Consider the following 13,540-nt stretch of genomic DNA (forward strand, 5'->3'; position numbering starts at 1 on the left):
GTCGCGCATGGCCTCGGTCTCGCGGAAGGGGCTGGCGACCGAGCCGGCGTCGAGGTGGTCGCGGCCGATGACTATGGGCGCCTTGACCTCGCCCTTCCGCACCAGCTCGTTGAAGAGCAGGCCGGCCTTGTCGCGCTCCCCATAGCCGAGCCAGCAGATGCGCGCCGGCAGGCCCTGGAACGCGAACGTCCTCACGCCGTCCGTGAGCCAGCGGCGCAGCCCCTGGTCGTCGGGGAACAGCTCGAGCAGCGCCCTGTCGGTGCGGTAGATGTCCTCCGGGTCGCCCGACAGCGCGACCCAGCGGAACGGCCCGCGGCCCTCGCAGAACTGGTCGCGGATGAAGGCGGGCACGAAGCCGGGGTAGGCGAAGGCGTCGTCGAACCCGCCCTCCTTGGCGAACGCCCGCAGGTTGTTGCCGTAGTCGAAGGCCACGGCGCCGCGCCTCTGCATCTCGACGATCGCGCGGCAGTGCTCGGCCATGGCCTGCAGGACGCGCGTGCGGTAGGCCCTCGCGTCGGCGGCGCGCGCCGCGGCCGGGTCCTCGTCGGGAGCGAGCGGCGGCACGTAGCCGTAGAGGGGGTCGTGAGCGCTCGTCTGGTCGGTGACGAGCTCCGGGGTGAAGCCGCGCCGCACCATCTCGGGCAGCACCTCGGCGGCGTTGCCCAGCAGGCCGATCGACAGCGCGCGCCGCTCGGCCTTCGCCCGCTCGGCCTGGCGGTGGGCGTCGTCGAGGTCGGCGGTGCAGGCGTGGAGGTCGCGGGTCCTGATGCGCCGCTCGATGCGCTCCCTGTCGACCTCGACGGCGACGACCACGCCGCCGTTCAGGGTCACGGCCAGCGGCTGCGCGCCGCCCATGCCGCCGAGGCCGGCCGTGACCGTGATCGTGCCCTCGAGGCTCCCGCCGAAGCGCTGGCGCGCGGCGGCGGCGAACGTCTCGTAGGTGCCCTGGAGGATTCCCTGGGTGCCGATGTAGATCCAGCTCCCGGCCGTCATCTGGCCGAACATCATCAGGCCCGCCCTGTCGAGCTCGTCGAAGTGCTCCCACGTCGCCCACCTCGGCACGAGGTTGCTGTTCGCGATGATCACCCGGGGCGACTGGGGGAACGTCCTGAACACGCCCACGGGCCGGCCCGACTGCACGAGCAGCGTCTCGTCGTCCTCGAGCCTGTCGAGGGTGGCGACGATGCGGTGGAAGTCCTCCCACGTGCGCGCGGCCTTGCCGCGCCCGCCGTAGACGATGAGTTCCTCGGGCTTCTCGGCGACCTCGGGGTCGAGGTTGTTCATCAGCATCCGCTTCGCCGCCTCCTGGATCCAGCCCTTGGCGGTCCTCTGGGCGCCCCTCGGTGCTCTTACGGTCACTGTCTTCTCGCTCATGCTCGTCCTCGTCTCGGCGCCCGCGGCGGCTACGCGCCGAGGTACGCCTTCCTCACTCCTTCGTCGCGCTTGAGGCTCTCCGCGTCCCCCTCGAGGATGATGCTGCCCGTCTGCATCACGTAGGCCCTGTCGGCGATGTCCAGGACCTTGGTGTTCTGCTCCACGAGCAGTATCGGCAGCCCCGCGTCGGCCAGCCGACGCAGCACGGCGAAGAGCTCCGCGACCAGCATCGGCATCAGCCCCGTCGACATCTCGTCCACCAGGAGGAGCTCGGGCTCCTTGGCGAGCGCGCGGGCCAGGGCCAGCATCTGACGCTGCCCCCCGGACAGGGTCCGGGCGAGCTGGTGCCGCCGCTCCGCCAGGATCGGGAAGACCTCGTGCACGCGCCTGAGCCCCTCCGCCGTGGGCCTCGCGACCTCGAGGTTCTCCGCGACGGTGAGGTCCCCGAAGACGCGCCCGCGCTCCGGGACGACGCCGAGCCCCGCCCTGCTCCGCGACCAGGGGGCGAGCGCCGTCACGTCGCGCCCCTTGAACGCGATCGACCCGCTCGTCGGCTTGAGCCAACCGACCAGCGCCGCGACGAGCGTGGACTTGCCGGCGCCGTTGGCGCCCAGCAGCACCACCAGCTCGCCCCGGCCCACGTGCAGGTCCACGTCGTGCAGGACCTTGAGGCGGCCGTAGCCGCAGCTCACGCCCCGGGCCTCCAGCAGCGCGCTCACAGCGGCTCCTCGCCGAGGTAGGCGGCGATCACGCGCTGGTCCTTCACGATCTCCTCCGGCGTGCCCTCGGCGATCAGCTCACCGGAGGCGAGGACGGCCACGCGGTCGCAGAGGCCGAGCGCGAAGCGCATGTTGTGCTCGACCAGCACGACGGCCTTCCCCGCGTCGGCGATGCGCCTTATCTCCGCGGCGAGCTCCTCGGCCTCCGCGTGGGTGAGGCCCGCTGCCGGCTCGTCGAGGAGCAGCACGCCGGCGCCGGTGGCGAGCGCCCTGCCGACCTCGAGCCTCCGGAGCAGGCCGGCGGGCAGCGCCTCGCTCCTCACGTCCGCCAGCTCGGCGAGGCCGACCTCCTCGACGACCTCCCGGGCCGCGCCGGCGCCGCGGGCGTTGGGGCGCCAGAACGCCCCGAGGCGCGGGTACTCGGGCGCGCCGATGCCGGCGAGCACGTTGCCCGCGACGGTCAGGGACTGGAACGGCCGCACGATCTGGAAGGTGCGCGCCACGCCGCGCGCGACGGTCGCGTGCGTCCGCAGGCGCTGGATCTCCTCGCCGCCCAGGACGACGCGCCCGCTGGTGAGGGGGACGGCGCCCACGATGGCGTTGAACAGCGTCGTCTTGCCGGCGCCGTTCGGGCCCAGCAGCCCCAGCACCTCCCCCGACCGCACCCTCAATGACACGCCGTTGAGGGCGCGCAGGCCGCCGAAGTCGACGGTCACGCCCTCGATGGCCAGCTCGGCGTGCGTCGTCCCGGCGGCGCGCCGCGGCACCCGGGCCGGGCGAGCGGCGGCGGGCGCCCTCCCGGCGGGCACCTGTCCCACCTCGGCGCGCCCGAGCCACCTGTCAAGCCTGCGCCCCAGCCACGAGTCGCGCCCCAGGACGCCCTGCGGCATGAAGACGATGCTCAGCAGGAGGAGCATCCCGTACGCGGCGAAGCGGTACTCGTTGAAGCCGCGCAGCACCTCGGGCAGCGTCTTGAGCACCACGGCGCCGAACACCGCCCCCCGCACCGTGCCCACGCCGCCGAAGATCAGCATGGACATCAGGGTCACCGACTCGAGGAAGCTGAAGCGGCCGGGGGACACGTTGCCCACGAACGGCGCGTAGAGCGCGCCGCCCACGCCGGCGATGGCGCCCGCCAGGGCGAAGGCGACGATCTTGTAGCGCGCGGGGTCGACCCCGACGGCGCTGGCCGCCTCCTCGTCGTCCCTGAGACCGATGAGGCCCAGGCCGCCCCAGGTGCGCGGCAGGCGGGACGTGAGGTACATGACCGCGGCGAGGACGACGAGGCAGAGGAGGAAGTACTCCCAGTTCTCCAGGGGCCGGCCGCCGAGGCTGGGCTGGGGGATCCCCACGATCCCCAGGGTCCCGCCGAGGAAGTCGGTGTACGCCACCACGCCTATGAAGATGAAGTTGATGCCGATCGTCACGAGGACGAGGAAGTCGTGCTTGACGCGCAGGCTGGGCAGCCCGATGACGGCCCCGACCGCCGCCGTGACCACCAGGGCGGCCAGCAACGCGGGCAGGAAGCCCAGCTCGTACCGCGTCGCGGCGACCGCCGCCGTGTACGCCCCCACGCCGAAGAGCGCGGCGTGGCCCAGGGAGACCTGGCCCCCGTAGCCGAGCAGGACGTTGAGGGACAGCACGAGCACCGCCCAGATGGCAGCGAAGATGCCGATCGAGAAGAGGTAGTCCACCTAGGCGCCCCTCGCGAACAGCCCCTGCGGGCGGAACATCAGCACGAGTATCAGGAGCGTGAAGCCGATGGCGTCGCGCGGCAGGACGTAGCCGAAGACCGTGATCGCGAAGCTCTCGATGAAGGCCAACAGGTAGGCGGCCACTATCGCGCCGGGCACGTTGCCGAGGCCGCCCAGGACGACGACGATGAAGGCCTTGTAGGAGACCACGTCGCCCATCGCGGCGAAGACGCGTCCCTCGTAGCCGGAGACGAGCACCCCGCCCAGGCCGGCGAGGAACGAGCCGAGGAAGAACGCGAGGTTCATGCTCAGGCGCGCCGGTATGCCGATCGCCTCGGCCATCTCGGCGTCCATGCTCAGCGCCCGCCAGTCCAGGCCCAGACGCGTGCGACGGAAGACGACCAGCAGGCCCGCAACGACGAGGGCTGCCACGAGGATCAGCGCGACCCCGGTCGGTCCCACGTAGACGAGGTCCGTCTCCAGCGCGGGGAGGCCGGTGTCGGGCCTGAACGGCAGCCGGCGGGTGCCGATGGCGAAGGGCCTCTCGAAGACGGCGCTGGCGACGATGAGTATGCCCACGCTCGCGATGAGGGGGACCAGCTTGGGCCTGTCGGCGATGCGCCGGTACACGCCCTCGAAGATGCCCACTCCCGCCGCGCCGGACGCCGCCCCGCCGGCGAGCAGGGCCAGCCAGAACGAGCCCGTCGCCCGCCACGTCAGGAACCCCATCCAGGCGCCGAAGGTGTACACGGCCGCGTGGGCCACGTGGAGGATGCCGAGCAGGCCGTAGACCATGGTCAGGCCGATGGCGGTCAGCACGTAGACCGAGCCCTGGGTCAGCGTGTTGGCGGCGACCTCGAGCGCTACGATCATCGGTCCGCACCGGCGCCGGCCGCCGGCGTCCTCCGACCCCCCGCCACGACCAGCCTGCCGTCCTTGACCACGCTGTCCACCAGGTTCGTCCCGAACCTGTTGATGACCATGCCGTGCTCGGCCACGCTCCACAGCACGAGGTCGGCGCGCTTGCCCACCTCCACGCTGCCGACCTCGCGCTCCAGGCCCAGGGCCTTGGCGGCGTTGATGGTGCTCATGTGCCAGACCTCGGCGTAGCTGAGCCGGTACAGCCGCGAGGCGAGCTGCATCGTGGCCTGCATGCTCAACGTGGGCGCCGTGCCGGGGTTGTAGTCGCAGGAGAGCGCGACCACCACGCCGCGCCGGATCAGCCGCCTGGCCAGCTCCGGCATGAACGGCTTCTTGGGCCCCACCCAGCGGCCTTGGTCCTGGACCGGCACCATCTCCAGCATGTGATGGGTCACGGCCGGCAGCAGGACCCCCACGACCTCGCTGCCCGCCAGCATCGCCACGGCCTCGTCGCTGACGTAGTCGAGGTGGTCGACGGAGGTCGCCCCCAGCTCGACGGCCAGCTCGGTCCCCCGCGCCCAGCCCGTCTGGTCGGCGTGGAGCTTGAGCCGCATGCCGCGGGCGAGGGCCGCCTCGGCGATGCTGCGGCACTCCTCGTAAGTGAACGCCGTGGGGTCGCAGCAGACGTCGCAGAACTCCGCGAGGCCGCTGGCTTCGTCGAGCAGCTCGATCACGAGACGGACGTAGGCCGCCCTGTCGTCCGCGTACTCCTCCGGCACCACGTGAGCTCCGAGGAAGGTGCGCACCAGGCGGACGTCGTGCCGGAGCCCGGCCTGCAGGCGCAGCAGCCTCTCCTCCTGCTCGCGGTCCAGGCCGTAGCCCGTCTTCACCTCGAGGGTCGTGGTGCCGTGCGCGAGCATGGCGTCCAGGTCGGAGAGCGCCCTCTCGACCAGCTCGCGGTCGGTCGCCTCGCGCGTGCGCCTGACCGTGTACCTGATGCCCTCGTCCAGGTCCTTGCCCGGGACCCTCGCGCCGGTGACCAGCGACTGGTACTCCTCGTGACGCGACCCGCCGTGGAGGAGGTGCGAGTGGCAGTCGACGAGCCCGGGGCTCACCAATCGCCCGCCGGCGCTGAGCGTGCGGCGGGCGTCTCCATGGCGCGCCTTGAGGTCCGCGTTGCCGCCCACGTCGACGATGACGCCGTCCGCGACCGCCACCGCGGCGTCCCGCAGCACCTCGAGGTCGGCCAGGTCCCTCTCGCCGCGCGCGCAGCCCGCCGGCTTGCGGCACGTGACCAGCTCCCCGATGTCGGTCACGAGGAGGTCAACCAAGCTCGACCTCCGGCTGCAGGCTCCTGATCTCCGAGCGCTTGGCGGTGGCGACGGCGGTCTCGTAGCCGGCGTCCGCATAGCGCAGGATCCCGATGCCGGTGTCGGCCTCGAGGGTGTCCACGACGCGGTCGTCGGGGCCCGAACCGTCCGCCACCACCGTGACGCCCGCGCTCTGGAAGTAGCCCGCGTACCCGCCGCCCCCGGCGTGGATCGCGACCAGGTCGGCGCCGTTGCCGGCGTTGAGCAGGGCGTTGAGCAGCGGCCAGTCGCTGACGGCGTCGGTGCCGTCGAGGAGGCCCTCCGTCTCGCGCAGCGGCTGGCTGACGCCGCCCACGTCCAGGTGGTCCCTCGTGAAGGCTATGGGGCCGCTCAGGCGACCCTGCGCCACCGCGCGCTGGACCATGCCCGCCAGACGCGAGCGCTCCCCGTGCGCCAGCCAGGCGATGCGGGCCGGGAGGCCCTGGTGCCTGAGGTGCCTCCTGGCCATGGGGATCCAGCGCTGGACCATCTCGTTCTCGGGGAACGCGTCGAGGACCATCTCGTCGATCGCGTCGATGTCGCCCTCGTCGCCCGACACGGCGACCCACCGGAACGGGCCGAGGCCGCGGCAGAAGAGGGGCCGGATGTAGCGGGTGACGAACATGGGGATCTCGAAGGCGTCCTCGACGCCGCCCTCGGCCGCCTGCGCCCTGATGTTGTTGCCGTACTCGAAGGCCACGGACCCGGCGCGCTGCCAGGCGAGCATCGCGCTCACGTGCTTGACGATGGACGCCCTGGCGCGCTCCTTGAGGCCCTCCGGGTCGGTCTCGCGCAGCTCGCGCCACGTCTCGAGGTCCACGCCCACGGGCACGTAGCCCTGCCGCAGGTCGTGGGCGCTGGTCTGGTCGGTGACGACGTCGGGCCGCACGCCCATCTCCGCGAGCCGCGGGAGGACCGACGCGGCGTTGCCCAACAGCCCTATCGACAGCGGCTCGCCCGCCCGCCGCGCCTCCTCCGCCCACGCCACGGCCTCCTCGACGCTCGCCGTGCTCCGCTGGAGGTAGCCGGTCCGCAGCCGCCGCTCGATGCGCCGCTCGTCGACCTCGACGCAGATCCCGACGCCGCCGGCCATGGTTATCGCCAGGGGCTGGGCGCCGCCCATGCCCCCCAGGCCGGCGGTGACGACGAGACGGCCGCTCAGGCTCCCGCCGAAGTGCTCCTCGGCGACCGCGGCGAAGGTCTGGTACGTGCCCTGCACGATCCCCTGGGAGCCGATGTACTGCCAGTCGCCCGCCGTGTAGCCGCCCCACATGGTCTTGCCGGCGGCCTCGAGCCGGTACCAGTGCTCCTCGGTCGCCCACCTCCCGACCAGGTTGCTGGTGGCCATCACGACCAGCGGCGCGCGCTCGTGGCTCCTGAAGACGCCGATGGGCTTCCCCGACTGGATCACGAGCGTCTCGTCGAGCTCGAGCCGCTTTAGCGCCGCGACCGTGCGGTCGAAGCTGTCCCAGTCGCGAGCGGCCTTCCCGAAGCTGCCGTAGACGACCAGGTCCTCCGGGCGCTCGCCCACCTCGAGGACGTTCTCGAGCATGCGGAGGAGCGCTTCCTGCCTCCACCCGCGGCAGCGCAGCACCGGCCCCCTCGCGGCCGCCACGACCCGGCGCCCCGAAGGCCCGTCGCCGGCACCCTGCGGGGAGGCGGGGCTCACTCTAGGGCGAGGTCCCGCTCATCGATCTCGTCGTAGAAGTGGAACTCCCCGTCCCTCACGATCTGGATGGCCACGGGCCGCACCGCGTCGCGCGTCTCCGTGAACTCGAAGATCGGTCCCGAGACCGCCTCGAAGTCGGTGATGCCGGCCATCGCCGCGGCCACGGCCTCGGCCTCCGTGGTCCCCGCGCGCTCGATCGCCTCGGCCACGAACAGGACGGCGTCGTGGCTCGTCGCCGACACCGCGTCGGCGGGCTGACCGGCGTGCTCCAGGTAGTCCGCCAGGAACCTCTGCACCACCTCGCGGTCGGAGTCGCGGTTCAGCTCGGTGGTGATGATGACGCCCTCGGCGGCGTCGCCGGCCAGCTCGATGAAGGTGGGCGAGTCGTAGCCCTCCTGGCCGATCACCTGGGTGTCGATGCCGGCCTCGCGAAGCTGGCTGACGAACAGCGCGGCCTCGCTGAAGTAGCCCGTCGCGTAGATCACGTCGGGGTCGGCTCGCCTGATGGCGCTGATGAGCGGGCGGAAGTCGGACTCGCCCAGCGGGTAGGTCTCCTGCATGACGACCTCGCCGCCGAGCCGCTCGTACTGCTCGACGAACGCCTCCGACAGCGAGGTGCCGAAGTCGTTGTCGACGATGAGGACCGCGGCGCGCATGAGCCCCAGGCGGTTGGCCACGAGCTCGGCCCCCGCGGCGCCCTGGATCGTCGCCAGCGTGCCCATGCGGAAGACCAGGTGGCCGACGTCAGTGATGCTCGGGTGCACCGCGTACGCCGCTACGAACGGCACCCCGGCCTGCTGGGCGATGGGCGCGCCGGCGCGCGTCGTGAAGGAGTAGGAGCCCGACACCACGGCCACGACGTCGTCCTGCTCGATGAGCCGCCGCGTGACGTTCGCGGCCTCGTCGGGCGAGAACGCGTCGTCGTAGACGACCAGCTCGACCGGCCGGCCGAGCACCCCGCCGTCCTCGTTGATGGCCGCGACCGCGACCTCGGCGCCGTTGAGCGCCGACTGGCCGTCCTCGGCCGCCGGCCCCGTCAGCGGCGCGTAGAAGCCTATCTTGATGGGTCCTTCCTGCGCCTGAGCGACGCCGAGGACCGCCACGGTGATCGCTAGTAGCCGGACGAGTCGCCTCATGAGCCCTCCTTGGATCCGGATGACGCCGGTGCGTGCGTTCCGCTGCTAGGCCAGTGCGACGCGAGCGACGAAGCCGCCCGCGCACCTGACGTTGCACCTCATTCCGCCTGGCGGTATTTTCTACCACGAGGTGGAAAGTGTCAACTAGCTCCCGGGGCAAGGGACCGCGTCGGCAGGGGACCGCGGGAGGCGAGGAGACCGGCCGCGGCGTGCGCGCCGTGACGCGCGCGCTGCGCATCCTCAAGAGCATCGGCCCGGGCCGGTCGGGGGCGTCGCTCACCGACCTGGCCAGGTCGAGCGGCCTCGCGCCCAGCACGACGCTGCGGCTGGTGCAGACGCTCGAGGACGAGGACTTCCTGAACCGACTAGAGGACGGCACGTACACCTACGGACCCGCCGTGCTCCACCTCGGCCTCGCCGCGCGCGAGAGCGTCGAGATCCTCGCCCTGGCCGGACGCCACCTGGAGAACGTGACCGCGGAGACCGGAGAGACCACGAACCTCGGCGTGCCCACGGCCCACGACGAGGTCCTCTACGTCGACCAGCGCGTCACGAAGCAGGCGCTGCGCGCGCACAGCTGGCTCGGCCAGACCGTGCCGCAGGAGGGCACGGCCATCGGCGCGGCCGTGAGGGGCCTGGTGGGCGAGGAGGGGTGGTGCATGGCGCGGGCGACCGTAGAGCCGGGGATCACGGCCCTGGCCTCGCCCGTGTACGACCACTCCGGGGCGATCGTGGCGGCCATGAACATCACCGGACCGACGGAGCGGGTGCTGCCGCACAGCGAGGAGTTCGGCCGCTGCCTGGCGCGGGAGGCCGCCGAGCTGACGAGGCGGATCGGCGGCACCTGGCCGCACCGCCGTCACGACGCCGCGCCGGCGGACGCCGGCGGGAAGGACCGGCGATGACCACGACGCGTCCGCCTGAGACGACGAGCTTCCTCGCCAGCCCGGTCACCACGGACCTGGACGCCATGGAGGCCGACTTCGCCGTGATCGGCATCCCGCACGGCGTGCCCTACGACCCGGCGGCGCCTGCGACGGCGGCGGCGCAGGCGCCGCGGGCCGTGCGGGAGCGTTCCGCTCGCTACGGGGCGTTCAGGGAGCACCACGACTTCGACTCGGGCGGGCCGCTGCTCCCGGCGTCGGTGCGCGTGGTGGACGTGGGCGACGCCGTGACGCCGGCGGGCGAGAGGCCGGGCCCCGAGGCCGCGGCCACCCGCGCCGTGGCCGCGCTGCTGGCGCGCGGCGCCGTCCCGGTGGTCCTCGGCGGCGACGACTCCACGCCGGCGTTCGCCCTCGCCGCCTACCAAGGGTTCGGGCCCGTGACCGTGGTGCAGGTGGACGCGCACATCGACTACCGCGACGAGGTGGGCGGCGAGCGCTGGGGCTACTCGAGCCCCATGAGGCGCGCTGCCGAGATGCCCTGGGTGGAGAAGGTCGTGCACGTGGGCGCCCGCGGGGTGGGCAGCGCCAGGCGGGAGGAGCTGGAGGCGACGCTGGCGCGCGGCAACGCGGTCGTCACGGCTCGCGAGGTGCACGAGCGCGGCGTGGCCGCGGCGCTGGCGCACGTGCCCGAGGGCGGCAGGTACTACGTGGCCGTGGACGTCGACGGTTTCGACCCTGCCGTCATGCCCGGCACCGCCGCCGCGGCGCCCGGCGGCCTCACCTACTGGCACGGGCTCGACCTACTGCGCGGCCTGTGTGAGAGGGGGCGCCTGGCGGGCATAGGCTTCGCCGAGTACTACCCAGATCGCGACGTGAACGGCCTCACCGCCCTCGGCATCGTGCGCCTGGGCGTGGCGGCCATGGCTGGCGCGCGGCGCTAGGCGGCCATGGCTGGCGCGCGGCGCTGGGCGGCCATGGCGGGCGCGCGGCGCTAGGCGGCGGGGGTCGGCGCGCGTCGCCGGGCGTCCGGCGCCGGACGGACCGCGTGGGCGACGTCGCGAACGACAGCGGGGACGGCGTAGCGGAATGCACGGCGTCTCGGCGGAACCGTTACCTAGACTGACCGGCCGAAGCACGAGACGGGGATAACGAGTCCCTGACACGAGGAGGTCTCAAGTTGCGCCGGCAGTCCATACCCTTCGTCCTGGCCGCCCTGCTCGCCCTCTCCGCCTGCTCGACGCCCCAGCCCCCTAGCGAGCCCGAGCCCGTCTACCCCGTGTCCGGCAAGGTCATCAACGTCGGCGACCTGCCCGTGCCCACCGTCATCAGCCTCGTCGCGACCAACCCCAGCACCTACGGCTTCGCCACCGGCCTGAGCCCGCTGTCCCGGGACTACGAGGGCAAGTGGCTGGCGCTCGACTCGGACGTCCTGGACGCGGACGGCAACTTCGAGTGGGACCTCGGGGACGGCTCCGACATACCCGCCGCGTACCTCGCGCCGGCCGGGCAGGCGTTCCAGTCCCTCTTCGGGGACGTCACCTGCACCACCACGGCCTCGAAGCCGGTACAGGTGCTGAGGGTGTGGATGACGTCTGGTGCCATGGTGCCGACCGCCAGCCTGGGCCCGCTCACCGCCAGCGGCACCTACTCCGACGGCCTGGTCGTCTACACCGACGCGCCGTCGATCGACACCGTGCCGTCCGAGCCCTTCAAGATGGGCAGCTTCACCTTCGCCGCCGACGACGTGACCGTGCAGGGGAGCTGCGTGCTCGACGACGGGGTCAACCCGGCGAAGACGGTGATCGACATCGACGTCGAGCTGGTGTCCGGCTGGAACCAGATCGTCATGGAGGTCGACCCGACGGAGGAATTCGCGACCGTCACGGACGGGACCTTCGAGGGAGCCTGGCTCGGCATGGCGTACGACACGGCGCCGTAGGCGCGCCGGGGACGGGTCCGTGGGCGCCCCGCCGCGGAGCGGCTGCGCCCCGCGGCTCGTCGGGGGCACGGCGACGGCGGCCGGGTCCTACCTCAGCGTGACCTCGTAGCGCGCCGCGGCGCCGTTCTCCGGCAGGTCCGACGGGTCGTCGCGCTCCAGCACCAGCACGGCGGGGGTGGGGCCGGACACCGTGAACTCGAGCTGGCCCTCGAAAGGCACGAACCTTTCCGTCATCCACTCGCCCTGCGCGGTGACGAAGCCGGAGGCGATCTGGGTGCCGTCCTCCCCCAGCAGACGCACCGGGAACGAGCCCTCGAAGAACCACGGGCCCCGCGCCTCGCCGCGCAGCGTCAGGGGGCTCGTGACCTCGGCGGGCAGGTCGACGCGCACGAACGCGGAGAGGTCGCTCTTGCCCTCGGTCGGCCAGGTCACCGGCGTGCCGAGGACCGACGCGCTGTCGAGCACCGCCCACAGCAGCGACTCCACGTCGGCCCTGTCTTCCTCGGTGAACTCGAGGACCGCGCCGGGCGGGTAGTTCTCGAAGCGGGTGAGCGCCAGGCGCGTCTCGAGCTCCCAGCACTCCTCGCCGTCGAAGAGCCTCAGCACCTCGCCTAGCGTGTAGCTGCCGGCCGCGCCCTCGCCCACGTCGCCGAAGCGCGAGGTGGCCGGCGGACGCGCGGGAGGCTCGCCCGCCTCGCCGCCCGCGGCCGCGCCGCCGTCGCCCGGCGGCTCCGCGTAGACGACCCCGGGCTGCAGGTTCGACCAGCCGTCCGGCTGCGCCAGGAGGCACGAGACCGGTGAGCGCAGGTCGGTGCGGCGCGTGATGCCGAGGCCGGCGGAGCGCAGGTTCGTGCCGGCGTAGGCGTCGTCCGGCAGGTAGAGGCAGTAGGTGAAGCCCTCGCGGCAGGGGGGCGGCGAGGCGTCGGTGAGCAGTTGCGCCTGGCTCACGGCCAGGGAGAGACCGGGGGGCAGGTCGAGGCTCACGCGTCCCCCGGCGATGGTCATGGAGTCCGCGTCTCCTCCCGCCAGAGACGGCGCGGCGAGCGCTGTCAGCGCCGCCCAGGCCAGGAGGCCACGTGCCGATCGGGACGAAGGCATGGGTGATGGTAGGCGACGCAACCGGGGGCCCGCCACACGAACCTGCGGCCGGCCTTCCCATTGACTTAATACTCGCTGGTGCTATGGTCATTAACGTGACCAAAAACGGTTCGTTATGGAGGCAGGTCGCGGTAACCCTAGTGCTCGCCGTGGCGGGCACGATGGCCGCGGCCCAGGCGCCCGCCTACTTCATCAAGGCGGACAAGGTGCGCGGCGCTCAGGGGGCCATGGGCCCCGCCTGCGTGCCCAACGCCGTGTTCTTCGGCGGCGAGATGGTCGTGTTCCGCATGGTCGTCTACGACGCCGCCACGGGCCAGGAGCTGAAGTTCGACGACATCCAGGAGCGCGGCATCACGGCCACCGTCATGATCGACGGCGTCGAGCCCATACAGATGTTCTACCCGCCCCCCATGGAGGCGGGCGAGGGCGCGCCGCCGGCCGCCGGCGAGGGTGCACCGCCCGCGGGCGGCGAGGAGGGTGCACCGCCGGAGGGACCGCCTCCCGGCGCCGACTTCTTCCGCGGACCTTGGGCCATACCAGCCGACTTCCCTCCGGGCATGTACGGCTGGAGCATCCAGGTGACGGACGCGCAGGGCAACACGGCGACCTTCGAGCCCATCGGCGTCGAGGCCGGCCTGCCCAACCTCATCGTCCAGCCGCCGGCGAACTGAGCCGCCCGAGCGGCGAGCGAAGCGGAACCGTAGCGAACGCCGTGTCCGGCCAGGGCACGGCGTTCGCTTCTGCGGTCGACGGAGCGGGGGCGCCGTGACCCGCGGCACCGAACGAGTTCTGGCACCGCCAAGCGGGGCGGTTCGAC

The 13,540-nt window shown here is 72.6% G+C and carries 12 protein-coding genes; 4 read left to right on the forward strand and 8 right to left on the reverse strand.

All coding sequences use genetic code 11. The features are described from left to right. From hutU to VF202_05680, 7 genes are all read right to left on the reverse strand, one after another. Window positions 1–1,374 (reverse strand): urocanate hydratase (hutU, locus tag VF202_05650; GenBank protein ID HEX7039575.1); only part of this gene is annotated, 1,374 nt, incomplete at its 3' end. Between the two features lie 29 nt (window positions 1,375–1,403). Then, window positions 1,404–2,093, reverse strand: coding sequence for an ABC transporter ATP-binding protein (locus VF202_05655; protein HEX7039576.1), 690 nt, complete (start codon window positions 2,091–2,093; stop codon window positions 1,404–1,406). Further along, complete coding sequence (locus tag VF202_05660) at window positions 2,090–3,787, reverse strand: branched-chain amino acid ABC transporter ATP-binding protein/permease (GenBank protein ID HEX7039577.1); 1,698 nt, start codon at window positions 3,785–3,787, stop codon at window positions 2,090–2,092. Before VF202_05660 ends, VF202_05655 begins: the two co-directional genes overlap by 4 nt. Beyond that, window positions 3,788–4,660: a branched-chain amino acid ABC transporter permease gene (locus VF202_05665; GenBank protein ID HEX7039578.1), complete on the reverse strand. Its 873-nt coding sequence runs from the start codon at window positions 4,658–4,660 to the stop codon at window positions 3,788–3,790. Then, on the reverse strand, window positions 4,657–5,979 hold the full coding sequence (gene hutI, locus VF202_05670; protein ID HEX7039579.1) for an imidazolonepropionase: 1,323 nt from the start codon (window positions 5,977–5,979) through the stop codon (window positions 4,657–4,659). The genes VF202_05665 and hutI overlap by 4 nt, the downstream gene beginning before the upstream one ends. Further along, window positions 5,972–7,666, reverse strand: a complete 1,695-nt coding sequence (locus VF202_05675) for a urocanate hydratase (GenBank protein HEX7039580.1) — start codon at window positions 7,664–7,666, stop codon at window positions 5,972–5,974. The genes hutI and VF202_05675 overlap by 8 nt, the downstream gene beginning before the upstream one ends. After that, complete coding sequence (locus VF202_05680) at window positions 7,663–8,802, reverse strand: ABC transporter substrate-binding protein (protein ID HEX7039581.1); 1,140 nt, start codon at window positions 8,800–8,802, stop codon at window positions 7,663–7,665. The genes VF202_05675 and VF202_05680 overlap by 4 nt, the downstream gene beginning before the upstream one ends. Before the next feature lie 209 nt (window positions 8,803–9,011). Between VF202_05680 and VF202_05685 the strand changes: the two genes are divergently transcribed. The 3 genes from VF202_05685 to VF202_05695 all read left to right on the forward strand — a co-directional run bounded on the left by VF202_05685 (window position 9,012) and on the right by VF202_05695 (window position 11,625). After that, on the forward strand, window positions 9,012–9,707 hold the full coding sequence (locus VF202_05685; GenBank protein ID HEX7039582.1) for an IclR family transcriptional regulator: 696 nt from the start codon (window positions 9,012–9,014) through the stop codon (window positions 9,705–9,707). Then, window positions 9,704–10,627: an arginase family protein gene (locus VF202_05690; protein ID HEX7039583.1), complete on the forward strand. Its 924-nt coding sequence runs from the start codon at window positions 9,704–9,706 to the stop codon at window positions 10,625–10,627. The genes VF202_05685 and VF202_05690 overlap by 4 nt, the downstream gene beginning before the upstream one ends. Before the next feature lie 236 nt (window positions 10,628–10,863). Further along, window positions 10,864–11,625: a hypothetical protein gene (locus VF202_05695; protein HEX7039584.1), complete on the forward strand. Its 762-nt coding sequence runs from the start codon at window positions 10,864–10,866 to the stop codon at window positions 11,623–11,625. Between the two features lie 87 nt (window positions 11,626–11,712). On the opposite strand, the gene VF202_05700 is transcribed toward VF202_05695, so the two are convergent. Next, on the reverse strand, window positions 11,713–12,630 hold the full coding sequence (locus VF202_05700) for a Gmad2 immunoglobulin-like domain-containing protein (protein HEX7039585.1): 918 nt from the start codon (window positions 12,628–12,630) through the stop codon (window positions 11,713–11,715). A gap of 188 nt (window positions 12,631–12,818) precedes the next feature. On the opposite strand from VF202_05700, the gene VF202_05705 reads away from it, so the two are divergent. Then, window positions 12,819–13,394: a hypothetical protein gene (locus VF202_05705; protein HEX7039586.1), complete on the forward strand. Its 576-nt coding sequence runs from the start codon at window positions 12,819–12,821 to the stop codon at window positions 13,392–13,394. The last annotated feature ends 146 nt before the right edge of the window (window positions 13,395–13,540 follow it).

The sequence above is a fragment of the Trueperaceae bacterium genome (assembly GCA_036381035.1).
Classification (GTDB): domain Bacteria; phylum Deinococcota; class Deinococci; order Deinococcales; family Trueperaceae; genus DASRWD01.

Excerpts from the sequence above, each read along its gene's own strand:
- VF202_05665 (HEX7039578.1), bottom strand. The coding sequence starts at position 4,660 with ATGATCGTAGCGCTCGAGGTCGCCGCCAACACGCTGACCCAGGGCTCG.
- VF202_05680 (HEX7039581.1), bottom strand. The coding sequence starts at position 8,802 with ATGAGGCGACTCGTCCGGCTACTAGCGATCACCGTGGCGGTCCTCGGC.
- VF202_05690 (HEX7039583.1), top strand. The coding sequence starts at position 9,704 with ATGACCACGACGCGTCCGCCTGAGACGACGAGCTTCCTCGCCAGCCCG.
- VF202_05700 (HEX7039585.1), bottom strand. The coding sequence starts at position 12,630 with ATGACCATCGCCGGGGGACGCGTGAGCCTCGACCTGCCCCCCGGTCTC.